General features: G+C 40.1%; 17 protein-coding genes and 5 pseudogenes. 6 read left to right on the top strand and 16 right to left on the bottom strand.

The genetic code is table 11. The annotated features are described in order from the left end of the window. Positions 1-95: 95 nt before the first annotated feature. Together C3F22_RS11375 and C3F22_RS11380 are read right to left on the bottom strand one after the other, a co-directional pair. Entirely contained in the window at positions 96-626 is a 531-nt protein-coding gene (locus tag C3F22_RS11375) for a gamma carbonic anhydrase family protein (RefSeq protein WP_104426572.1), read from the bottom strand. Positions 627-640: 14 nt separating this feature from the next. After that, positions 641-1,255 carry a CoA pyrophosphatase gene (locus C3F22_RS11380; RefSeq protein WP_104426573.1) on the bottom strand — a complete coding sequence of 205 codons (615 nt, stop codon included), beginning with the start codon at positions 1,253-1,255 and terminating at the stop codon, positions 641-643. Between the two features lie 123 nt (positions 1,256-1,378). Between C3F22_RS11380 and C3F22_RS11385 the strand changes: the two genes are divergently transcribed. The 3 genes and pseudogenes from C3F22_RS11385 to C3F22_RS11395 form a co-directional block, all read left to right on the top strand. After that, positions 1,379-1,927, top strand: a complete 549-nt coding sequence (locus C3F22_RS11385) for an NUDIX hydrolase (protein ID WP_104427019.1) — start codon at positions 1,379-1,381, stop codon at positions 1,925-1,927. Between the two features lie 96 nt (positions 1,928-2,023). Continuing rightward, a protein-coding gene (locus tag C3F22_RS11390) for an IS3 family transposase (RefSeq protein ID WP_104425744.1) occupies positions 2,024-3,246 on the top strand; the annotation gives its coding sequence in 2 pieces (ribosomal slippage) (positions 2,024-2,360 and positions 2,360-3,246; 1,224 coding nt in all). A gap of 44 nt (positions 3,247-3,290) precedes the next feature. Further along, a pseudogene (locus C3F22_RS11395) lies at positions 3,291-4,447 on the top strand (IS3 family transposase); the annotation flags it as partial. Between the two features lie 27 nt (positions 4,448-4,474). Here C3F22_RS11395 and C3F22_RS11400 read toward each other — a convergent pair. The 4 genes and pseudogenes from C3F22_RS11400 to C3F22_RS11415 all read right to left on the bottom strand — a co-directional run. Beyond that, positions 4,475-6,412 carry a hypothetical protein gene (locus tag C3F22_RS11400; protein WP_104426574.1) on the bottom strand — a complete coding sequence of 646 codons (1,938 nt, stop codon included), beginning with the start codon at positions 6,410-6,412 and terminating at the stop codon, positions 4,475-4,477. Between the two features lie 7 nt (positions 6,413-6,419). Beyond that, positions 6,420-7,301, bottom strand: a complete 882-nt coding sequence (locus C3F22_RS11405; protein ID WP_004282326.1) for an IS982-like element ISAba9 family transposase — start codon at positions 7,299-7,301, stop codon at positions 6,420-6,422. A 113-nt stretch (positions 7,302-7,414) separates the two neighbouring features. After that, the gene (gene filE, locus C3F22_RS11410; RefSeq protein ID WP_158651680.1) at positions 7,415-8,599 is read right to left on the bottom strand and encodes a putative pilus assembly protein FilE; all 1,185 of its coding nucleotides are present in this window, start codon (positions 8,597-8,599) and stop codon (positions 7,415-7,417) included. A 7-nt stretch (positions 8,600-8,606) separates the two neighbouring features. Further along, positions 8,607-9,137 (bottom strand): annotated as a pseudogene (locus C3F22_RS11415) (OmpP1/FadL family transporter); the annotation flags it as partial. A 92-nt stretch (positions 9,138-9,229) separates the two neighbouring features. On the opposite strand from C3F22_RS11415, the gene C3F22_RS11420 reads away from it, so the two are divergent. Further along, on the top strand, positions 9,230-10,093 hold the full coding sequence (locus C3F22_RS11420; RefSeq protein WP_002122622.1) for an IS982 family transposase: 864 nt from the start codon (positions 9,230-9,232) through the stop codon (positions 10,091-10,093). Positions 10,094-10,117: 24 nt separating this feature from the next. Here the strand turns inward: C3F22_RS11420 and C3F22_RS11425 are convergent. Beyond that, positions 10,118-11,257 (bottom strand): annotated as a pseudogene (locus C3F22_RS11425) (OmpP1/FadL family transporter); the annotation flags it as partial. Between the two features lie 12 nt (positions 11,258-11,269). Next, a pseudogene (locus tag C3F22_RS11430) lies at positions 11,270-12,070 on the bottom strand (hypothetical protein); the annotation flags it as partial. 41 nt (positions 12,071-12,111) lie between these two features. Here C3F22_RS11430 and C3F22_RS11435 point away from each other — a divergent pair. Further along, a protein-coding gene (locus C3F22_RS11435) for an IS5 family transposase (protein ID WP_085064288.1) occupies positions 12,112-12,934 on the top strand; the annotation gives its coding sequence in 2 pieces (ribosomal slippage) (positions 12,112-12,492 and positions 12,494-12,934; 822 coding nt in all). A 19-nt stretch (positions 12,935-12,953) separates the two neighbouring features. On the opposite strand, the pseudogene C3F22_RS11440 reads toward C3F22_RS11435, so the two are convergent. The 4 genes and pseudogenes from C3F22_RS11440 to C3F22_RS11455 all read right to left on the bottom strand — a co-directional run. Beyond that, positions 12,954-13,361, bottom strand: a pseudogene (locus C3F22_RS11440) (hypothetical protein); the annotation flags it as partial. Positions 13,362-13,399: 38 nt separating this feature from the next. Next, the gene (locus tag C3F22_RS11445; RefSeq protein WP_005234137.1) at positions 13,400-14,233 is read right to left on the bottom strand and encodes a C39 family peptidase; all 834 of its coding nucleotides are present in this window, start codon (positions 14,231-14,233) and stop codon (positions 13,400-13,402) included. A 22-nt stretch (positions 14,234-14,255) separates the two neighbouring features. Next, complete coding sequence (locus tag C3F22_RS11450; protein WP_077067961.1) at positions 14,256-15,284, bottom strand: transposase; 1,029 nt, start codon at positions 15,282-15,284, stop codon at positions 14,256-14,258. Between the two features lie 244 nt (positions 15,285-15,528). Further along, positions 15,529-16,578 (bottom strand): DUF6160 family protein, encoded by a 1,050-nt coding sequence (locus C3F22_RS11455; protein WP_034170610.1) that lies wholly within the window; start codon positions 16,576-16,578, stop codon positions 15,529-15,531. A 260-nt stretch (positions 16,579-16,838) separates the two neighbouring features. On the opposite strand from C3F22_RS11455, the gene C3F22_RS11460 reads away from it, so the two are divergent. Continuing rightward, entirely contained in the window at positions 16,839-18,170 is a 1,332-nt protein-coding gene (locus tag C3F22_RS11460) for an anthranilate synthase component I family protein (protein WP_104426576.1), read from the top strand. 132 nt (positions 18,171-18,302) lie between these two features. Here the strand turns inward: C3F22_RS11460 and hisC are convergent, their stop codons facing one another. The 4 genes from hisC to murA all read right to left on the bottom strand — a co-directional run bounded on the left by hisC (position 18,303) and on the right by murA (position 22,960). After that, a complete protein-coding gene (hisC, locus tag C3F22_RS11465) occupies positions 18,303-19,394 on the bottom strand; it encodes a histidinol-phosphate transaminase (protein ID WP_104426577.1) in 1,092 nt (363 codons plus the stop codon). 118 nt (positions 19,395-19,512) lie between these two features. After that, a complete protein-coding gene (gene hisD / locus C3F22_RS11470; protein ID WP_104426578.1) occupies positions 19,513-20,814 on the bottom strand; it encodes a histidinol dehydrogenase in 1,302 nt (433 codons plus the stop codon). A gap of 188 nt (positions 20,815-21,002) precedes the next feature. Continuing rightward, on the bottom strand, positions 21,003-21,704 hold the full coding sequence (gene hisG, locus C3F22_RS11475) for an ATP phosphoribosyltransferase (RefSeq protein ID WP_005234128.1): 702 nt from the start codon (positions 21,702-21,704) through the stop codon (positions 21,003-21,005). Next, positions 21,704-22,960 carry a UDP-N-acetylglucosamine 1-carboxyvinyltransferase gene (murA, locus tag C3F22_RS11480; protein ID WP_104426579.1) on the bottom strand — a complete coding sequence of 419 codons (1,257 nt, stop codon included), beginning with the start codon at positions 22,958-22,960 and terminating at the stop codon, positions 21,704-21,706. Before murA ends, hisG begins: the two co-directional genes overlap by 1 nt. Positions 22,961-22,967 lie beyond the last annotated feature (7 nt).

Here is a 22,967-nt window from a genome sequence, read left to right on the forward strand (position 1 = left end):
TCCACTCATATCTTCTAGGCGAGATTTTCCCAAGCCAGATACAAAAATGCCTAGAAAATTCTAGGCTTAACTGAGGACATTATTCAGATAACAGCCTAAAGCTGTACTTCTTCCAGATCCTGAAATTTCTGGAAATGCTCAGCATAGTGCATGGCACTCATTTTTAGTTTCTGAATACTGACTTCATCTAAAGTTTTCACGACTTTGCCTGGTGAGCCCATCACCACCGAATTATCAGGAATTACCTTCCCTTCTGGAATCAGGGCATTGGCACCAATAATACAATTCTTGCCAATCACGGCATGATTTAAGATCACTGCCTGAATTCCAATCAGGCTATTATCGCCAATGGTGCAACCATGCAGCATGGCCTGATGACCAATGGTCACATAATTCCCGATGTTCATTTCAATCCCAGCATCGGTATGTAGCACTGCATTTTCCTGAACATTGGTGAAGTCACCTAAACGGATTTTGCTGTTATCGGCACGAACGACGGCACCAAACCAGACACTCACCTGTTTGCCCAGTTCGACCTGTCCAATGACCGTCGCTGTAGGCGCCACCCAACCATCCCACGGCTGATGCGTTGCTTTTGGTGAATGTCCCTGAAATTGATATAACATGGCTGAAATCCTGTTCAACGGTTAAAAAATTTTGAGCGTTTAAACGCAGGTGAGTTAAGTAAAAATGGCCAGTCTTTTTTATAGTCCAGCCCGTACTGAAATAGTGAAATCAGCATACGTGCGGTCAGTCCCCAGACAATCTCATTTTCCACCTGCATACTTGGAAAATATAAGGACTGCTGGGCAAAACGTACTTCATAAGGCATCGGCTGGGCTTCCAGCAAATGCTGCAAGGAAGCAAAGAAAATCCGGTCAATTTCTGTCGGCTGAGGAATGAGTTGAATGGTAGGCGGAATTAAACCGACCACAGGCTTAACCAGCATCCCGTTACGTGCCTTTTGCATCGGGAGATCCCCGATCAGATGCACATCAAATGGATTAAGCGCCGTTTCCTCATACGCCTCTCTCAAAGCCACTACAATATTACTGGTATCTTGAGGGTCGCGTTTACCACCTGGAAAAGAGACTTCTCCTGCATGATTATTCATATAAGCTGAACGGCGTGTCAGCAAAACTTTGGGATCAACTTCATCTGTGATCGCAATTAATACAGCAGCCTGTGCAGTTTGAATCCGTTTGGAAAATCGTAAATGTTTCTGCAAGCGTTGTATTAATCCCAGCTCATCCATTCATTCAGCTCCCTATGCGACTATAATTTCATCATAGCTGATTTTTGATTTGGCGGGATAGAAATGATGCCAAATTTTGATTTTTCAGTTATCCTGACCTTACTGTTATCATTGATGATGAATATGAACTTCTGTGTGAACTGTGGACATAAAACAACAGAGAAAATTCCTTTAGGCGATCAGAAGGTTCGCAAGGTTTGTACTACATGCGGATATATTCATTACATTAATCCAAAAGTGATTTGCGGTGCATTGGTGCTCTGGGAAGATAAAGTCCTGCTCTGCCGCCGTGCAATTGAACCACGTTATGGACTGTGGACCCTACCTGCCGGCTATATGGAACTGTTTGAAACCATGGAACAGGGCGCAGCTCGTGAAACCCGTGAAGAAGCCGAAGCTGAAGTGGACATTGAACAGCTGTACTGCATGTACAATATTCCGCGGATTGGCCAGATTTATGTCCTGTTCAAGTCTCAACTGATTGATGGAAAATTTGGTGCAGGTGAAGAAACCATTGAAACACGTTTATTTAACGAAGATGAAATTCCCTGGAGTGAACTGGCTTTCCCAAGTGTAGAGCATACGCTTCGTCATTATTTTGAAGACCGTAAAACCAATAACTTCCCGATGCACCTAGAGACCTTGGGAACTCGTTTGGATCACACAGGTTAAAATGTTTTTTATAAAAAAGCCCATCATTGGATGGGCTTTTTTCATTATTTGGTTGTCCCGTCCTGAAATAAGTTTACACCTTAAGAGACTTATTTTATGGAACATGCACGAGAACAACGAGTTAAGCGCACACAACGTGATTATAGCTTCGCCTTTAAAATGATGGTGGTACATGAAGTAGAAAAAGGGCAAATTACTTATAAACAAGCTCAGGCAAAATATGGTATTCAAGGAAGATCAACTGTGCTGGTATGGTTACGCAAGCACGGACAACAGGATTGGACTTCGAATATGCCGACTTCTTCTAAACGCCAATTGACACCCCAACAACGAATCCGCCAATTAGAAAAACAGTTAGCCGCAGAAAAGCTCAAAACTGAATTTATACAGGATGTGATTTATCACATTGATAAAGAGTGTGGGACTGATCTTGGAAAAAAGTATACCGAGCACGTTTCAAAGATTGGCAAAGCCAAAGAAGACTAAGCGTTTCACGTTATTGTCAGTGGTTAGGAATCACTCGACAAGCTTATTATCAAGCAGAAAAACGTGCTCAAATGACTGCACAAGTAACAGAACAAATACTCGAGTTGGTTATGGAGTATCGCTGTCTCATGCCAAGTATCGGAACACGTAAGCTGTATTGGCTTATTAAAGGCAAATTGTTGCAGCGTGGTTTAAAGTGTGGACGGGATCAGTTATTTAAAATATTGAAAGAAAATAATTTATTGATTCGCCCCAAGCGTCGTTATACAAAAACTACGGATAGCAAGCATTGGATGAAGAAGCATCCAAATTTATTAAAGGATTATTCAGCGGTGCAAGCCAATGAAGTCTTTGTCAGTGATATTACCTATGTTGAGAGTGCTGAAGGCGTACATTATTTATCCTTGGTGACAGATGCTTATACCCGCCAGATTAAAGGTTATAAGTTATCGAATGATATGCGTGCAGAGAATGTTGTGCAGGCACTACATATGGCGATGCAGCATGTGACAGATCGGGCAGCCAGGATGATTCACCATTCAGACAGAGGCTCTCAGTATTGCTCTGAACTATATCAATCGGCATTACGCCATTATGGGGTATGTCCTTCTATGACAGATGGAGGAGACTGTTACCAGAATGCATTAGCAGAGCGGATTAATGGAATATTAAAGCAGGAGTTTTTAACTACACGATGTCAAACCATGAAAGAGTTAGATCACTTAATTGCGGAATCTATCATGATTTATAATTGCTATAGACCACATTTAAGTTTAAATATGAACACCCCGAATCAGACGTATGAGCAAACTAAAACCGAGCTAATTGCTTAACTCGGTTTGAAGTGGAATACTGTCAATCTATTTCAGGACAAGACATGGTGGTACATGAAGTAGAAAAAGGGCAAATTACTTATAAACAAGCTCAGGCAAAATATGGTATTCAAGGAAGATCAACTGTGCTGGTATGGTTACGCAAGCACGGACAACAGGATTGGACTTCGAATATGCCGACTTCTTCTAAACGCCAATTGACACCCCAACAACGAATCCGCCAATTAGAAAAACAGTTAGCCGCAGAAAAGCTCAAAACTGAATTTATACAGGATGTGATTTATCACATTGATAAAGAGTGTGGGACTGATCTTGGAAAAAAGTATACCGAGCACGTTTCAAAGATTGGCAAAGCCAAAGAAGACTAAGCGTTTCACGTTATTGTCAGTGGTTAGGAATCACTCGACAAGCTTATTATCAAGCAGAAAAACGTGCTCAAATGACTGCACAAGTAACAGAACAAATACTCGAGTTGGTTATGGAGTATCGCTGTCTCATGCCAAGTATCGGAACACGTAAGCTGTATTGGCTTATTAAAGGCAAATTGTTGCAGCGTGGTTTAAAGTGTGGACGGGATCAGTTATTTAAAATATTGAAAGAAAATAATTTATTGATTCGCCCCAAGCGTCGTTATACAAAAACTACGGATAGCAAGCATTGGATGAAGAAGCATCCAAATTTATTAAAGGATTATTCAGCGGTGCAAGCCAATGAAGTCTTTGTCAGTGATATTACCTATGTTGAGAGTGCTGAAGGCGTACATTATTTATCCTTGGTGACAGATGCTTATACCCGCCAGATTAAAGGTTATAAGTTATCGAATGATATGCGTGCAGAGAATGTTGTGCAGGCACTACATATGGCGATGCAGCATGTGACAGATCGGGCAGCCAGGATGATTCACCATTCAGACAGAGGCTCTCAGTATTGCTCTGAACTATATCAATCGGCATTACGCCATTATGGGGTATGTCCTTCTATGACAGATGGAGGAGACTGTTACCAGAATGCATTAGCAGAGCGGATTAATGGAATATTAAAGCAGGAGTTTTTAACTACACGATGTCAAACCATGAAAGAGTTAGATCACTTAATTGCGGAATCTATCATGATTTATAATTGCTATAGACCACATTTAAGTTTAAATATGAACACCCCGAATCAGACGTATGAGCAAACTAAAACCGAGCTAATTGCTTAACTCGGTTTGAAGTGGAATACTGTCAATCTATTTCAGGACAAGACAGGTTTTGATGCTATAACAATCCGCTAATTTAAACGAAACACTTCCGCCACTCAACTTGGCCAGATTGGTCTCCTCTGTCGTTTCATCAGTATTATTGTTGTTATAGACTTTCTGGAAGCTGGCATAAGTATTCGCCCAACCTACGCTTTCTCCAGCTGAGTTGGTAAAGCCCACACGACTGGTTCCATTCAGTACATTAGATAAATTGAGTAATGCCCCACCAATCACAATCTTATCATCTGTATTGGTTGAAGCCTGAATAGTGGAGTTCATACCTACCAAGGCACCATTTAATAAACCAAATACAGGATCAGCGAAGACCAGTCGCATAGATACTGTTTTTTCATCTATAAATGCACGGCCTAATGTACCGAGACGATATTGTTGAACGCCGTTATTGTCTTTAAGTCCAGCCGGTAAGATATCTCCCTGGCAACCATTCATGCTATCAGTTGCAAGATTGCTTGCGGACTGCATATTGGTACGCACATCACCATTACTATCAATCACAACACCCACTGTAATAGGGCTAATTGAGTTTTCGCTAAATTTAAACTCCATGTTGCCATATATTGGGAAAATATATTCTTCACCTGGCTCTACATTTTCAGCTGTTTTAAAGACTTGACGATCCAGATAGCTGATCGGGAAAATTTTATAAAGATCAATTGAGCCACTATAGTTGTCATCATCGGCATTAAAACGCCATAAGCCAAGACTGGCACGATCAGCATCGCTGAGTTCAGTTTTACCTGTAGCCATCTTATAAAATGCTTCTTTACCGGCAATCACATAATCGCTCAGCAAACGACCTTGGTAAATTTCTAATGGATTGCTGTTGTTAGCCACATTCATTTTATATGGTGCATTTGATGAAAGCATTCTCGTGGCAGGGCTAATCCAGCTGGTTTGCGGTACTGCAGTAATTTGCTGTGGTTTGACCTTACGGATCAATTCCGCATTAATGCCACCCAAAGATCCCAGATTATTGGAGCCCAGTTTTAGCTGAGTGTCACGCCACTGTAGTCCACTACCGAAGGTATAACCTTGGCGGTCTGTAATCAGGATAAAATGTCCAAATAAATATTTAGTCGTTTTATCTTTAATGTCACATACAGATTTATTACAACCCGCCAGACCATCAGAACCAGTCAAGTTACTACTAATAATGCCTGAAGTTGAGAACAGAGAAAATTCCGGTTGATATACTGCTGCACTGGCAATATTGGCCAGTTTTTTTACGACTTCAAAGGCCTGATCATCACTAATCTGGCTAATATCAATAAAAGGTTTAAGGGTTTCTGCTAAATTTGCATCTGTCAGGTTGATATCTTTATTAATTTTGCCCAGATTCTTTCGCATATCCTCTGTGATATACAAGGGCTGTACATCCGTCGGATTATAGATACGACCTTTTTCCAGTGCCAAGGTCTGCCAGATTTTGACCAGTTTCATCGCCACCTGTACGGTTGGATCTGTCTGTTCGATTCTGGCAATATTACGACCGGTAATTCCCTTGGCAATATCAAGTACACTTAGTCGGGGTAATTGGCTCGATGTACTGAGGTTCATATATTCAGAGAGCTTGACAGTACCCAATTTGATTTTGGTATCACTAAAACTTTTCAGATAAAATTCGATACTATCTGCTTTTTGACAAGTACCTGACGCCACCCCATCATTTTGGTCAAATAAAGTAATGAAGGTATTTTCTTTATTACCACTACAATTAAAGTTAAGACCATCAATTGGATATTCAAGCCCCCATTCCAGACAATTCGTTGCAGTAGCAGAGCATGAACCATTCGTGGTGGCTTCATCATTTTGTTCTGGTATGACATTCGCACTTTCACCTCCGCATCCGCTGAGGGCGGCAAATAAAGCAGTGAAAGCAAATGGATATAATATTTTATTTTTCACGCCAATCTCAACTTAAAATAAGATTTTCGAATTGAATTGGTGAATGACCAAGCTTTTTATTTAGCACCACACAAATTGTATGCGACAGAATTTTACGAGTTATGCGGTGGGTTAAATGCCATAGATCTTTTGCCCTCACTTTCTGAATGTGAAAGCGATCTGTTAATTGACCAATCACTGTTTCAATCTTTCTTCTGGCTTTCATCAGTATTTGCAGTGTCTCTTTAGGTCTGAAATCTATCATGTTTTTTCTAAAGGGTGTTTGTAAATCAATACCCTGATATTCATAATATCGTTTCAATTCTGGTCTTAAATAGCCCTTATCTGCTCCCAGTAAACCGTAAATATCATTCGTAATTTCAGGTGCAACATCTCGCTCATCACAATGAGCAGGTGCAAAGGTATAACCCGAAATCATGCCTGAAAGATTAATGACGATATGAGCTTTGAAACCATAATATTTTTCTTGTTTTGCAGCACAATAACTAAAACCTGCGTATTCTTTAAAGTTTTTATGCTTTCTAGCTCTGGTATAACTACAGACAGGGAGTGGGAAGCCATCAATAAAGTGAATGTTATCTGAACCATAACGCTGAATGAGCTGTGCCATAATGGATTGACTGACATGCCACAGGTTTGCACAATGTTTACAGAAATTGGGATAAGATCCTAATTTTGGAAACCATTCTAACCAATTGTTTTTGAAATACATCCAAATATTTTTGTCTGTATCTAAACCAAGAAATTCACCTACTATTTGCATAGTGATGATTTCTGCATCAGTAACAGCAGGCGGAAAACCACGAGTTCTCAGGGGCTGAGTAACAACAATGGGATAAAGTTCTTCTATGATTACATAGACAAAAATGATAAATTCTTCAATGGACATAACTTTGCTTTAATTTCTTGGTGGAAACTAAAATAGGGTTATGTCCTTTTTATTTCAATCACTTAAAAAGTTGAGATTGGGGTATTTTTCATCTTATTCTACTCGAATCGTCCTTATCGAATGGCGACTAGTTTTAGTTGTCCATAATTTGTCAGCATCTTGTCTTCAACATCTATAGCTGAAGCGAGTGGGGTCATTAATACATATTGGCTTTGCGCAGGAATCTGAATAATTCCCTGTATCTTCTCATGTTGAATAATATTGGCTTGTGCTTCCTGATTTTTGAAACCGCCCACCCCTTCTAAAACACAGCCTCGTTCATCCAGAAATACAACAAATGGCCAGTAATAGGCAGGATTATTCTGACGGGAAGCATAAGACTGAATCTGAATATTTTTAATATCAGATTTTAGCTTCACAATTTCATAATCAAACTCATCTGATTTCAGTGGTGCCCGTGGCCACAGATTAATAGATTTACCTGCGCTAATCTCTTTCGCATTCTTAACTTTTTTATCTTTAAAACACTGCTTACCTAAGCTTTCTACAGATTCAGGCTGAGAAATACGGTAGTAGGTTTGGGCCAGTACGACTGGACCAGAATCTACAGCAGGTTGTTGAAACAAGGATTTTATAATCGACTGTCCCACTCCTTTTTCACGCTCAATCGTTTGTACACGTGTTGACCCAATATTTTTATCAACTATCCCTTCAGGCATACTGTAGAAACGTTTTTTACCTTCCAGATTAAATTCCTTATTTTCCAGATATTCACTATCCACATATTCCACCCCTTCAATCTGACTGAAACCCTGTTTTTGAACAGGATCAGGTACTGCCTGAATGACAGGTTCAGAGGTTTGAGGCTGTGTCACTGGTGGTAAGTATTGCGGTAATTTAGACTCAACGTGTTTAGTCGGTTGTACTGGTTGTACTGGTTGTACTGGTTGTACTGGTTGTACTGGTTGTACTGGTTGTACTGGTTGTACTGGTTGTACTGGTTGTACAACTATATTATTTTTTTGCTGAACTGTTGCCACACTTTTTTCGACTATCTTTGGCTCGGATTTTTTCAGATCCTGTGCAGTAGATGTAACGGGTGTAACTAATTTTTTCGGAGTAGTGGCCGCTTGGTTTTTTGTTGTTTCTTTCTGCTCATTATTTTGACGTGGCACAACTAATGGTCGCCCATCGGGCCCAATGATCGTAATAAACTCTCTGGCATTTGTATAAAAAGACCATGGTACCAGACTTAATGCCAGTACCATTTTTATCCCTAAGTTCCCTGTTCTGATCATTTCTTCCTTACCAATGGGTGCGATAGTTCAAACCTAAAATTGTGATCTTGGTATCTGTTTTGACATTCAAGCCTGCATATGGATTCAGTAACAGGTTATTTACCCCGGTCTGGTTCGCTAGGCTACTGGTATTTGCTGGAATATTATCTTTACTGCGTAAGAAACCAATAGATAGATCCAGATCCGTATCTGCGTCAAAACGGTAGCCCACTCCTAAACCAAATAGCTGTGCACCATTAATCGGTACCATGGTATTGCGTTTATCTTTTGGAATGGCACTGGTACGTGGTTCATAACCAGCACGAAGTTTTAGTCGGTCAGTTGCTGAATACTCTACTCCAATCCCGAAGTTCCATGGCGACTCAAACCTAAGCGGTAATGCAAGTGAAGAATCCGTTACATTGGCAGATAACAGTTTGGCAATCTTCAAGGCAGACAGGGTACGGTCGAACTCAAACTTGAATTGGTCCCAAGCAGCATAATCTGTCCAGCCAATATCAAAATTGACTTGTAGATCTGGCATTACCTTATATTTAACCTGAGTTCGATATAAAAAAAGAGTAGAAAAAAAGCCCTGTTTTTGTAACATATTGGTTCTCAAGACAAAATGTTATAAAACAAGGCTTCTCAATGGATCATATTACCGAATTATTTTGTATTTTGGATGATTTCTGCAAAAAATTTAATGAATCTTTAGAGAAAGCTTTAATTTCTAATCAAAAAACCAAGTTGAAAAAGTCAGCTTTAAGCTTGTCCGAAGCAATGACCATTGTCATTTTATTTCATCAATCCGGTTTTAGATTCTTCAAATATTTTTATTGCCAAATGATCGTTCCATTCTGGAAATCTGCTTTTCCTAAACTGCTTAGCTACAACCGATTTATTGAAATCATGCCCCGTTGTTTGCAAGCTCTGAGTAGTTTCTTCCATCAGGTGAAAGGAAAAGATACGGGAATCAGTATCATTGACTCCACTAAATTGGTAGTTTGCCATAATCTTCGGATTAAAAGGCATCGTGTATTTAAAGGCTTGGCCGGTCGTGGAAAAAGTAGTACGGGTTGGTTTTATGGTTTTAAATTACATCTCGTTATCAATAATTTAGGTGAAATTATTAATCTCAAGCTGACATCGGGAAATGTTCATGATGTTGCTATATTAGAATCTTTAACTCAAGAATTAAAAGGGATCCTACTCGGAGACAAAGGCTATTTGAGCAAAGCAAAAGCCGAAGCTTTAGCAGCAAGAGGACTGAAAATATTGACCCCATCACGTCGGAATATGAAAAATAAACCCATCCAAACTGAAGAAGAAAAACAATTACTTTGCAGAAGAGGATTGATCGAAACAGTGAATGATCAATTAAAAAATTTACATCAACTTGAACATTCACGTCATCGTTCGGTAAATAACTTCATGGTGAATATCATGGCTGCTGTAGTGGCTTATTGTTTGAACCCCAATAAGCCAACTTTCCAAAATATGCTAAAAGGTTAAGTGGATTTCATCGAACTCAGGTTATTTAATCCCCGCCTGAAAGTGAGCTGGGTATTCGAAATCCATGGAAACCAGACCCGATTCACTTGAAGGGATATAATTTGGAAAACCAAGAATTGCAGCTAAAATCTGGCCAGTTGGGGAGGTCATCAGACCTTTAATCATTTCCTGTGGTGCTTTGGCATTATCGATATGATATTTACCTTTTAAGCGCATTTTGGCAGCACTCTGGTAAACCATACCAAAACTGAAATCTTCAGTTGGTTCCCATAGAACACCTAGGTTATAGCTTGGACTCAAATTTTGTTCTAATGAAAGTTGCATTTGGCCAAATTTACCAAATGGGTTCATCCCTTCATCAGCATTACAGATCCCGAGCAACAAGATATCAGTAATGATGTCAGAATTTTCTTTAAATGGTGTACATACGACTTCATCAATCATACGCAACATGCCAATCAGCTCATTGGGAAAACGTAAATCTGTTTTCATGGCAATGGCTTGATAAGACATCCCGATTGAAGCACCAATTGAAAGCTGGTCGTTGACTTCATAACCAATTGATGGAGATAAATATGTAATCCGCTCCAGAGCAACCTGTTGTCCCATAAAATTGGCAGGATTACCATCTTCATGACCAAAACCTGCCACTAGTGGTGCATAAACGGCAGTTGCATACGTTGCTTTAGAACCTGGTGGTTTATAAGAGACCCCCATGGTAGGTGCTGCCATCGGGAGGCCTTCACCCAAATCCACCATTTTTTTCAGGATAGGTACGTAGAGACTGACATACTCTACATCACCCTTCACTGGGCCTTTAAAATCTGTACATAAATCAGAAGACACTTCAGGACCATCATTACAGACCATTGGATCATCTGAATAACCAAACACGTTATATCCAGCAGGAACAGTAAATTCACGCTGAATATCAAAGTTCGCAACAATAATTTGCTGTTCGGTCTGTAAGCCCTCAATTTTAGCCAATGCAGCAGGGTTAAAATGAATTGCATTCACTCCTGGCGGATCTGCAGTAACCGCGTTCCCCATAGACAATGCACGCAGGTCAACAGAAAGGTTGGTCCCTAATTGTGCAAAGGTATAACTTGAACAGCCCGCAAGAATAATTCCTGTTAATAACGGGCTAAGTCGAATGTTTTTCATACGACACCCCTATTAACTGAATTTCTTACCGAAACCTAAAATATCAAGTGGGAATGAAAGTCCCAGTGAAACATCTGGTGCATCTTCGGTCAGCCCCAATCCGACCGTACCATTTACAATGGTTTCTGGGGATACACGCACCCCTAAAGAAATCGCAAAAGTAGAACTAGTCTGATCAGCAGCTGAATAGCTTTCACCCGTGTGATACTTAAATTCTGCACCAGTGTTAAAGCTTTGCTGATATGACATGGTCATGGAGACATCATAGTTAAATGAATAAGCGAAACCGAAAGCAAAACCACCACTAATCCCTGGTTCAAACTCTTCAATAATGCGTGTACCGCGACGCTGATCTAAGCCCGATTCTTTAAACCCATAATTTGCAGAAACAGAAGCAAATAACACCACCGGGTCAATATATTTACGTGTACTCGCCCCCACACCGGCTGAGTAATATCCTTTACCTGCAGCCAGATCTTTTGCTGCATTAATTTCATATGGACTATCACCTGTTTTAGTCGACAAATTAGCAAATAAAATAAGTGGTAAACGACCTGCTTTTAAAGGGAATGGCTCCCAACGTGCACCTAGACTAATATCCCCTAATCCTGCTGTAGAGGTATCTTTTAATAAATCTGTTTTAGCCACCAAAGGTAAGGAAGCTGTTAAGGTCAGGTTATCTTTCACCCCGTACTGAAAAGTGAAAGTATTGGTCAGGCTATGTGTTGCATTTTCCTGAACACGGAGCTGATACAGCTGGCCCTGTGCCATTTCCATATCGAGTTGTGTATCTCGATAATAGGTATAATCAATAGACCTCTTGCGAAAGTAAAAACTGCCTCAATATAGATTTCATGAAATATCAGAAATTAAATCGTTTTTCAGATTCTGAATTCCAGCGCTTGGTTGGTGTACCTCGAGCAGTTTTTAGTGAAATGGTCGAAGTTTTAAAAGAAGCAGAATCACTTAAAAAGAAATTAGGGCGTCCTCATACTTTAGCTATAGAGGATCAATTATTATTAACACTCAATTACTTACGGAGCTACAACACCCAATTGGAATTGGCGGCAAATTACCATATCGCTGAAAGTAATGTGAATCGAACTATTAAAAAGGTTGAAGATGCATTAATGAAATCAAGACGTTTTACCCTGCCAAAACGAAGCATTACCACAGCAGACGAACAATTTAACTGGGTAATTATTGATGCGACAGAATGTTTAATAGAACGCCCGAAAAAAAAATCAGAGTAAGTTCTACAGTGGTAAAAAGAAGAAACATACGTTAAAAGCCCAAGTGATCTATCATCCGAAGAGCAAACAAATCATAGGAGTAGATATATCGTCTGGCAGTCAGCATGATATTAAATTGGCAAGAAAAACAGTTAAGAAATTCAAACATTGTGACTATGTTATGACCGATTTAGGGTACTATGGGTTAGAGCAAGATGGCTTTAAATTATTGATGCCAATAAAGAAAAAGAAGAATTTACCCTTATTTGATGCTGAGAAAAATTACAATAAAATGATTGGAAAAATACGAGTTGTAATCGAACATATTAACAGTCAATTGAAAAGATTTAGAATACTAAGTGAACGCTATCGAAATAGACGGAAAAGATTCGGTTTACGCATTAACTTAATCGCTGCACTGGTAAACCGGATGAACTTGCAATAACGACTTTCGCAAGAGATCTAATATCGTAATAGGATGAAATTTCGCCTTGTTTAATAAGTGAGTATTGACGCTCATTTGAAGTAAATACTTCTTCTAGACTTGCTTCCTGAGTAGCATCTCCTTCTTTTTTCTGTAAGGCTTGAGATGCATCTACTGCTTGAGTGGCTGGAGCTTCAACAGGTGCAGCTGTTTCAACAACAGCTTCTTCCTGAACGGTTTCATATCCTCCCAGTTCAGGCTCTGCTACAGCTTGAGTTGCTGCTGGTTCAGGCTGAATATCAATGGATGCAGCAGTCTCGACTACTTCTTCCTCAACCGTTTCATACTCACCCAGTTCAGGCTCATCCGCAGCCCATGCCACTCCCATAACCATCTGAATGCTGAGCGCCAAGAATGTCTTGTTCATCCATTTACTGTTCATATCCATTTCACCATTTTTAATTTTTCTATAGCCATCTTTTCGTTTTATTTATTCTTGTAATAAAGTCTGAGAAAATTATATTGATATTCCCCAAATTTTTCTGAATCTACATTACGGTTACGATCCATACGGATAGTCGATGCTTTATCGGCAATTTTATCCATATAGAACTGTGGATACTGCATATCAACTAAAGCATAACGGTTAATGGTTGCATCTTCGACATGACGCATATCCGAATCTTTTAATGCCAAAAAGTTTTTTCGATATTGTTCAGGGACATTAATTAAATATAAAGTATTGTTTTCCCAAACTTCCTTAAATCGCTGTTCATCAAAACTGATATTACCCAGTGCTGGATCGGCAACATACACTCGTCCATTTTTATAAGCTTTGTACACGACAAAATGTTTAAATCCTGCATAGGAAATAGGAACAATGGCGGGTTGTCCCTGTTTAACCAGATCTTCAAATTCTCCGCGATAGCCACCACTTTCCAGGCCTAAGGCAGCAACAAAACGCTTCATATCAAGAAGGGAAAAGCTACGACGTTCGATGATTTTATCCGTTTCACCAAATTTCATTAGGCCATTCATGACTTGCTGCTCATCCAGCCGAGTACCTACATAGCCATTTAATAAAGTCGTAAGTGCTGCTGAACCACAACTATAATCATAAGCCTGACGCACAATTCCCTGAAACTGGTCTAACAGTGCAGGTTTGACTTCCACATGTTCGCGGTGCATACGTACGAAAGAATCATTTCTTGAATCAAGAACTTCAGTATAGTGAACAGCGCCTGGTGGCTGTTTTTTAATATCCAGAGCTTCTTTGGCAGCGTAATACATCAATGCCGAGCCCAATGCAATCTCTAACATATTCTTTAGGACTTACGCACTATTATTTATAGATTTTCTGTGGCAGCAGATGATTCTTATCGAGAATAAATTCATCAATAAAGTTCTTGATAATTGGTCTAAATAATTTCTTCTGCCAACGATATACATTTTCAAAGATCCGCTCAAACTGGTTCTTTTGTATCTCAACATAGGCCATCAAGGCTGAGAAAATATGATTCAAAATCAGCTTGGATCGTCTTACTTGAAACTTTTCAATATGACAAACCTGTTTAATTACTCGATGATATTGTTCTATTTTCCAATGACTTGAATGTAATTCATAAAAACCATCAAAGGACAATAAATCATCTTCATCTTGATGCACAATATAAAATCTCTGCTGTTCTTTTAACTGAGTCTTAAATAATTGTACAAAGCCAACATCTTTGAGCCAGACCACTTGACCCTGATGAAAATTCGGCAATAAACGGAGTTGAAACCATTGTCCTTTTTCAGGGGAAACCTTACGGTTACTGTCGACACCAAACATAAATCGAATACCATGTTTTCTTATGGTTTTTAGATTTTCAGTCGATGAATACCAACTATCACCTGTAATGAATTGAATCTTTGCACCCCAATCGAGTACTTCACTTAACATCTCCATAAAGTAATCATTCTTGGTTTTACTTTCTGACTTATCATAAATTCGAAAATTAATTGGAATATTTTTGCCATGTTGATCTGTCGCATACAAGGTAATGAGATTAATACCCTTGACGGATCGGTGGTGTTTACCTGACCAAAAATAGCTAACTAAGTCCATATGTTGACTATATGGCTTATCTAAAACAGTATCATCAATACTGACTATAAGTTTATTATTATCAATGTGTTGAATTGCTTCTTGATATAGATCGCGAGCTGTGTAGTCTTCACGCTCCAAAAAGCGATTTACACTGTCATGCGAGATATTATAAGTCTCGGCAAGTTGTGTGCAGCTAATAGAGTTTGGTTCTGTCATGAGAAAGCCCATATAAATGGGTAATGTACAAGTTGCTGTAGAAGCATGTTTAGTTCGTCTGATCACAGATACGTTATAAAGTAGTTTGAGACTTTTTTAAATCCCTCAATGCGTAAGTCCTATTCTTTTACTTTTCTTATCATTGGCATGATGTGCCTAATTTTTCTTTTTATAGAGTCTTCACTCTACTTCCCTGTAACTAGAAAGATACCTTCTTTTTCAAAAAAATACAGTCTTTTTTTATTTTTTTAGATAGATGTTGTAGTCATAAAAAAAGCGCGTGTAAACACGCGCTTTTTTAAGGTAAAAATTAGTGACCAGAAATGGTAATAATTGCACCTTTTGCATATTGGCCAGTTCCCGGGCTAAAGTAAGTTTGCAGACCTTGGATTTCCATATCACCAATTGATGCTGCATTTTGGCTACCTAGGTGAATACCTTTCACATAGTTATCATGTGCACCACTTGTACTCACAATACGAATGAAACCATCGTTTGCAGTTGATTCGCCAAATACACTGATGCTTTGGTTCAATGTCAAATCTTTAGAGTTAGCATCTGTCAACTTAATGCTTTCAATGAAGATTTCACCTGGGCCTGAGGTGTTTACACCTGCAGCAACTTGTCCACCAGTCGTTGAATTATCGAAAATACCCAAATCTGTAATTGTTAAGCCGCCAGTCATTGTTGCATTCAACTTAATCATTGCACCCTGTGGAGCAGCACCTAATTGAATATTGGCAGACATTGGACCTGTTTTAAATGATAGGCCAGATAAAATCGCATTTTCCTTACCAGCACCACCACGGCGAATACTAGTTGCTGTAGCTGCTGGTTCATCACCTGATGCTACTACCCCAATTTCACCGATGTTAATATCTAAACCAGATACTTCAGCGGCAATGTTGATAAACGGGTTACCAGCACCAGCATCTGAGTCAATGGTTAAATCTGCAAGGTTACGTGAAGCTAGTAAATACGCACCATTGTCATCGTAGTTTGCACCAATTACGATACCATTAGTTGCTGTTCTACCCTTACCATTCGCTTTGATATAGATCGCACCTGCTTCACCAGTACCCCCCACAATACCATTAGCAGCCTCTCCAGGGCGAAGAACAGCTCCATCATTATTATAAATTTCAATAACACCCGCTTTTGCAGTAGAATCTTCAGCTAAACCATCATTATCATGGATAAATAGTTTTTCAATTTCAATTTTTGAAATACCGATACCGATTTTCAAACCGTCCTGACCTGTAGTCGCGCTTAGAGATGCATCGTCCAGTGATTGCATCGCCATTGCGTTTGCACTAAAAGCAACTGAAGCAGCTAAAGCCAATTTTGTGAATTTTTTCATTGTTTACTCTCCCAAGAGTACTATTTTTTTGGTTGTGAATCACTCAGTGCTGACGTTGTGTTTTTTATTTTCTGACAACGCAAAGCATCTTTCCTTGAGTAATTTTGCTCGCCCACTTAACTTAACGTCGAGTCATATTTTGATCAACTGTCGTTGGTCGCAATATTGAGCTTACCGACAAACGGTATTTGATGATTTAGAAATATTTTTTCCTATTCTTGATATAAAATACCGGGTCATATCGGAATATGCGCTACTGAATGAACGAAGCTCCTTACCATTGTCCTTTAAGTTTTGCATCTCTTCAGCTTAAAGATCTATTGCATGCATTAAGTCCCTTAGATCACCTGATATATTTAAATAATAATGGACAGCCTTTTATTGCCTGCTGTGCACAGAAATATTTTATGGTGCAGGATGGACAAATTCAGGCATTTAAGAGAGTGGATATCGAGCAATATCAGGCTGATATAGCTAAACTCATCTTAGAGCTTGAGCAAACTCCAGATATTAAAGCGAATGAATTTTCTGGGGGTTATGTTGGGTTTATTGGCTATGATTACGCTGCTCAACAGCATACCCAATACCCGCAGCGGCCTCAACCTGGCCTATTTATCGGTCAGTTTGATTCTTATATTAAGTTTGAAGCTGATCAATGGGTATTCTATAGCCATGATCCGCAAGCAGCAGATATTTTCAATCATCTTCAAAATCTATTAAATCAATCACCTATACAACCGAGGTTTCAATTAAAAACTCTTTGCAGCCCACGCTGGGATAAATCTCGCTATGCACAGGCATTTCAGGATATTCAGGATTATATTCTAGCCGGTGATTGTTACCAGATTAACTTAACCCAAGAATTTACAGCACTTGCTGAAGGTTCATTATTAGGAACTGCACATGCTTTCTGGACATTAACCAATGCGCCATATGCGGGCTATCTTCGTATTGGTAATTTTGAATTATTGAGCTGTTCACCTGAACTGTTTATTGACTTTGAAGCACATCGAAAAATTGTCACCAAACCGATTAAAGGTACCATGCCACGTTTTGCTGATCCGGTGCTTGATGAGCAATCCAAACAACGATTAAAAGACTCAAAGAAGGATCAGGCTGAAAATGTCATGATTGTAGATTTACTACGCAATGACCTCAGTGTTTATGCAGAAACAGGTTCAGTCAAGACACCTAAACTATTCAATATTGAGTCATTTAATCAGGTACATCATATGGTCAGCGAAGTCGAAGCGACCTTAAAAGAAGGTGTGCATCCTTTTAATGTATTGCTGTCTGCACTTCCAGGTGGATCAATTACCGGTGCACCAAAGATTCGCGCCATGCAAATTATTGAAGAGTTAGAAGGTGCTCCACGTGGAGCGTATTGTGGTTCATTAGGTTATTTTAATTTTGATGGAACAGGAAGCTGGAATATTCTGATTCGCTCAATTCAGAAATATCAGGATGAGGTTTCACTTTGGGCTGGTGGCGGAATTACGATTTCTTCTGACTGTGATGCGGAATATCAGGAATGTTTTGATAAGGTTGATGCCATGCTGGATTTACTCAATACCTGGTATAAACCTAAATAAATAAAAAAGCGACTCGGTTGAGCCGCCTTTCTATAAATCTCCCCTAACCCCTCTTTGTAAAAGAGGGGATTCTCTCTCTTTAAAAAGAAAAAGGTTCCCTCCTTTATCAAAGGAGGGTTAGGGTGGATTTAATTAAGTTAAAATATCATTCTTCAATGTATCTACTAAACGCTGATTCTGCTCATCTGTACCAATGGTAATACGTAAAAATTGATTGATACGAGGTTTATTAAAATAACGTACGATAATGCCGCATTCCCGTAATTCAGCCGCTAACTCACCTGCATCTTTTGATGGTAGTGAAGCAAAAATAAAGTTCGCACTTGATGGCAAGACTTTGAAACCAAGCTCATTCAAATGATTAACCAGTTTTTCACGACTGGCAATGACTTTAGCATTTTGTGCTTCAAAGTATTTCTGATCTTCGAATGAAGCGACTGCAGCCGCAATCGCAAAACGATCCATTGGATAAGAGTTAAAGCTGTTTTTTACCGCTTCAAGCGCTGCGATCAGATGGGGCTGGGCAATCGCAAAACCGACACGTAAGCCTGCTAAAGAGCGGGATTTTGAAGTCGTTTGGCAGACTACTAAATTCTCGTATTTTTCAATCAAACTCACTGCAGATTCAGCACCAAAATCTACATAGGCTTCATCAATGACGACTACTGAATCTGGATTCGCTTGCAGAATTTCTTCAATGGCAGACAAACCAAGCGCAATACTGGTTGGCGCATTCGGATTAGTGATGATAATACCGCCATTTGGCTGTTTATAATCATCTACAATAATTTCGAAATTTTCATTGAGTGGCAAGATTTTGGTTTTGACACCAAAGAACTGACTATAAACCGGATAGAAGCTATAGGTAATATCTGGATAAAGCAGTGGCTGTTCCTGAATAAAGAAGGCTTTAAAGATATGTGCCAAGACTTCATCAGAACCATTACCCACAAAGATATTTTCAACAGTAACATTTTGCTGTTTAGCTATGGCATGTTTCAATTCAGATGCATCTGGATCTGGATAGAGACGTAAAACATCTGCGTCATTGGCTAAAACTTTTTGCACCGCTTCCACGACTTTCGGTGATGGTGGATACGGATTTTCATTGGTATTTAATTTTAAAAGGTTTTGAATTTTGGGCTGTTCGCCTGGAACGTAAGGCTCTAGCTCACGGACTTCAGGGCTCCAAAAACGCATTTGCTCTATGGTGATATTCGACATTTTCTATTCTCAAATTCCCTCTCCTTTTAGGAGAAGGTTAGGGAGAGGTTAAATAATTCCCCTTACCTAACCTCTCACAAAGGGAGAGAAATATCTTTTATTCAATATAAGTATTTAATTACTGATAGCGATAACGTGCTGAGCGTGCATGCGCATCCAGATTTTCCTGCTGTGCCAAAACATCTGCAGTTTTCGCAAGGGTTTTCACACCGTCTTCAGAACACATAATCAGGCTTGAACGTTTCTGGAAATCATAGACACCCAGTGGTGATGAGAAACGTGCTGTACCCGATGTTGGTAATACATGGTTCGGACCTGCACAATAGTCACCAATCGCTTCAGGCGTATAACGTCCCATGAAGATTGCACCCGCATGTCGGATCTCTTCAGCCATTTGCTGTGCTTCATCCAGACACAGCATTAAATGTTCAGGTGCCACCTGGTTAATTAGCTCAATACCTTCAGTACGATCTTCCACAAGCACTAATGCACCACGATTGGCAATTGAAGTGCGGGCAATTTCTGCTTTTGGTAGAGCTTGCAAATGTTCTTCAATTGCTTGTTCTACTTCATTGAGAAGCTGTTCATCAGGCGTAATAAATACAGCTTGAGCAACAGTGTCATGCTCAGCTTGAGATAACAAATCCATCGCTAACCATTTCGCATTGTTCTGCCCTTCTGCATAGACCAGAATTTCTGAAGGACCAGCAATCATGTCGATACCGACCTGACCAAATACGGCACGTTTTGCCGCAGCCACAAAACGGTTACCTGGACCAGTGATTTTATCGACACGTGGAATGGTTTCTGTACCATAGGCCAATGCAGCAACTGCTTGTGCGCCACCAATGGTAAATACACGGTGTACGCCAGCCAGATAGGCAGCAGCCAAGACTAATGGGTTCAGTTCACCATTTGGAGCAGGCACCACCATAACAATTTCACCTACACCTGCCACATGTGCAGGAACAGCATTCATTAATACTGAAGATGGATATGAAGCCAAGCCACCTGGTACATAGATCCCTACGCGATCCAATGGCGTCACTTTCTGACCCAAGATATTACCTAGAGCGTCGACATACGTCCAACCATCCTGTTTTTGTGCCTGATGGAATTCGCGAATGCGGTTTGCAGCCAATTCTAAAGCTTCACGCACTTCAGTCGTCAAGCCTTCGAAAGCTGCTTTAAGTTGCTCTTGAGTCAGCTCTAAATCTGAAAATTGATGCGCTGGATGTCGATCGAACTGCTGAGTCAATTTAAGAACATGAGCATCACCATGCTGACGTACGTCAGCAATAATTTGGTCTACAGTTTTTAAAAGTTCAGGATCATTCACGGTTTCAAAAGCCAACAAGTCAGCAAACGCCTGCTTGAAGTTTTGATCTTGTGTCGATAAACGTCGCATCAATTTACCCATAAGGTTTGAATTCGAAGGCTTTAGTTTACCTGTTTTCAAAGACTTTGTCGGTAGCTAGAACAGACTTGTGCTATGAGTTTTATTGGAAATAGCTTTTGATAAAATTGATGAAAGCATTGAGCTTCTTATATTTATAATCAGCAATAAAAAAACCGCCCAAAGTGGACGGTCTTTGATAAAGCTTAAATTTAAGCTTTTTTCGCCTGTTCTCGTGCTTCAACTGCTTGCTCAAGCTGAGCAAGAATCGGATTCAGCAATGCCTGCTTACGTTTAAAGCTGGCTTTGTTCACAATCAGACGTGAAGAGACTTTGCAAATTTCTTCAAGTGGTTCAAGACCATTGGCACGCAGTGTATTGCCTGTATCGACCACATCAACAATGTAATCACCTAAACCCACCAGTGGTGCAAGTTCCATTGAACCATAAAGCTTGATCACATCAACCTGTTCACCGAGGCTCGCGTAGTATTGACGGGTCAGGTTCACGTATTTAGTCGCAATTTTTAAACGGCCTTTCGGACGCTCCATGCCGACTTTACCTGCTGTCATCAATTTACAGTTGGCAATTTTCAGATCTAATGGTTCATAGACATTTTGCGCGCCATGTTCCATCAACACATCTTTACCTGCAACACCGATATCTGCCGCGCCATTTTCAACATAAGTCGGCACATCAGAAGCACGTAAAATCAGGATACGCACCTGTTTATGCGTGGTTGGAAAAATCAGCTTACGTGATTTATCCGGATCTTCCAGCAGGTTAATCCCTGCTGTTTCAAGCAGAGGTAAAGTTTCTTTTAAGATACGGCCCTTGCTTAATGCTAACGTTAAACCATGATCAAAATTGCCCATTACGTCAAAGTTTGGATCATCGTTTCTCATATCACTCATTAACTTACTCGCTTAATTTGGGCACCTAAACCTTGTAACTTTGCTTCGACATCTTCATAACCGCGGTCAATATGATAAATACGGTCAATCAATGTTTCTCCTTCGGCTGCAAGTGCTGCAAGAACTAAAGAGAATGAAGCACGTAAATCTGTTGCCATCACAGGCGCTGCAGAAAGTTTTTCTACACCCGTTACGACAGCATCATTACCTTCGACCTGAATATTGGCTCCCATACGGGCCAATTCAGGAACATGCATAAAACGGTTTTCAAAAATCGTTTCAGAAATTGTGGCAAATCCACGGCCAATGGCATTGACTGCCATTAACTGGGCTTGCATATCTGTTGGGAAATCTGGATGTGGCAAGGTACGGAAGCTCACCGCTTTCGGACGTTTGCCCATCATATCCAGTTCAATCCAGTCATCCCCACGAGTGACTTCTGCACCCATTTCCTCAAACTTATCCAGTACAGCTTCCATTAAAGCCGGATCTGTATGTGTGGTTTTAACACGACCACCCGTAATAGCTGCAGCAGCCAGATAAGAACCGGTTTCAATACGGTCGGCAACCACTGCATATTCACAGCCATGCAGGCTTTCTACACCGGTAACTACTAGGGTATCGGTATCCAGACCTTCAATTTTCGCACCCATCTTGATCAGCATTTGAGCAAGATCGGTAATTTCAGGTTCGCGCGCCGCATTGCGAATCGTGGTGACACCATCCGCCAATACTGCTGCCATCAGAATATTTTCAGTACCACCCACAGTCACCATATCAAATACGACTTCACCGCCTTTCAGACGACCATCAACTTTGGCATGGACATAGCCGGCCTCAACCTCAATCTCAGCACCCAAAGCTTCTAGTGCTTTCAAATGCTGATCGACTGGACGGGAACCAATCGCACATCCACCTGGTAAAGATACTTTTGCACTACCGTAGCGCGCCAAGAGAGGACCAAGCACCAAAATAGAAGCACGCATGGTCTTTACGAGTTCATAAGGGGCAAACTGGTTATCTAAGGTAGAGGTATCTGAAATAACTGTATCGCCTTCATAGCTAATCGTGATCCCAAGACCTGCAATCAGCTTCACCAAGGTATTTACATCTTTTAGATTTGGAACATTTCTAAGTGTGATTGGCGTATCAGCAAGAATCATTGCTGCTAATAATGGAAGCGCTGCATTTTTTGCACCAGAAATACGCACTTCACCGTCGAGCTTAATACCGCCCTGAATTAAGAATTTATCCATTAATTGA

It is taken from the genome of Acinetobacter sp. ACNIH1 (assembly GCF_002934695.1).
Lineage (GTDB): Bacteria > Pseudomonadota > Gammaproteobacteria > Pseudomonadales > Moraxellaceae > Acinetobacter > Acinetobacter variabilis.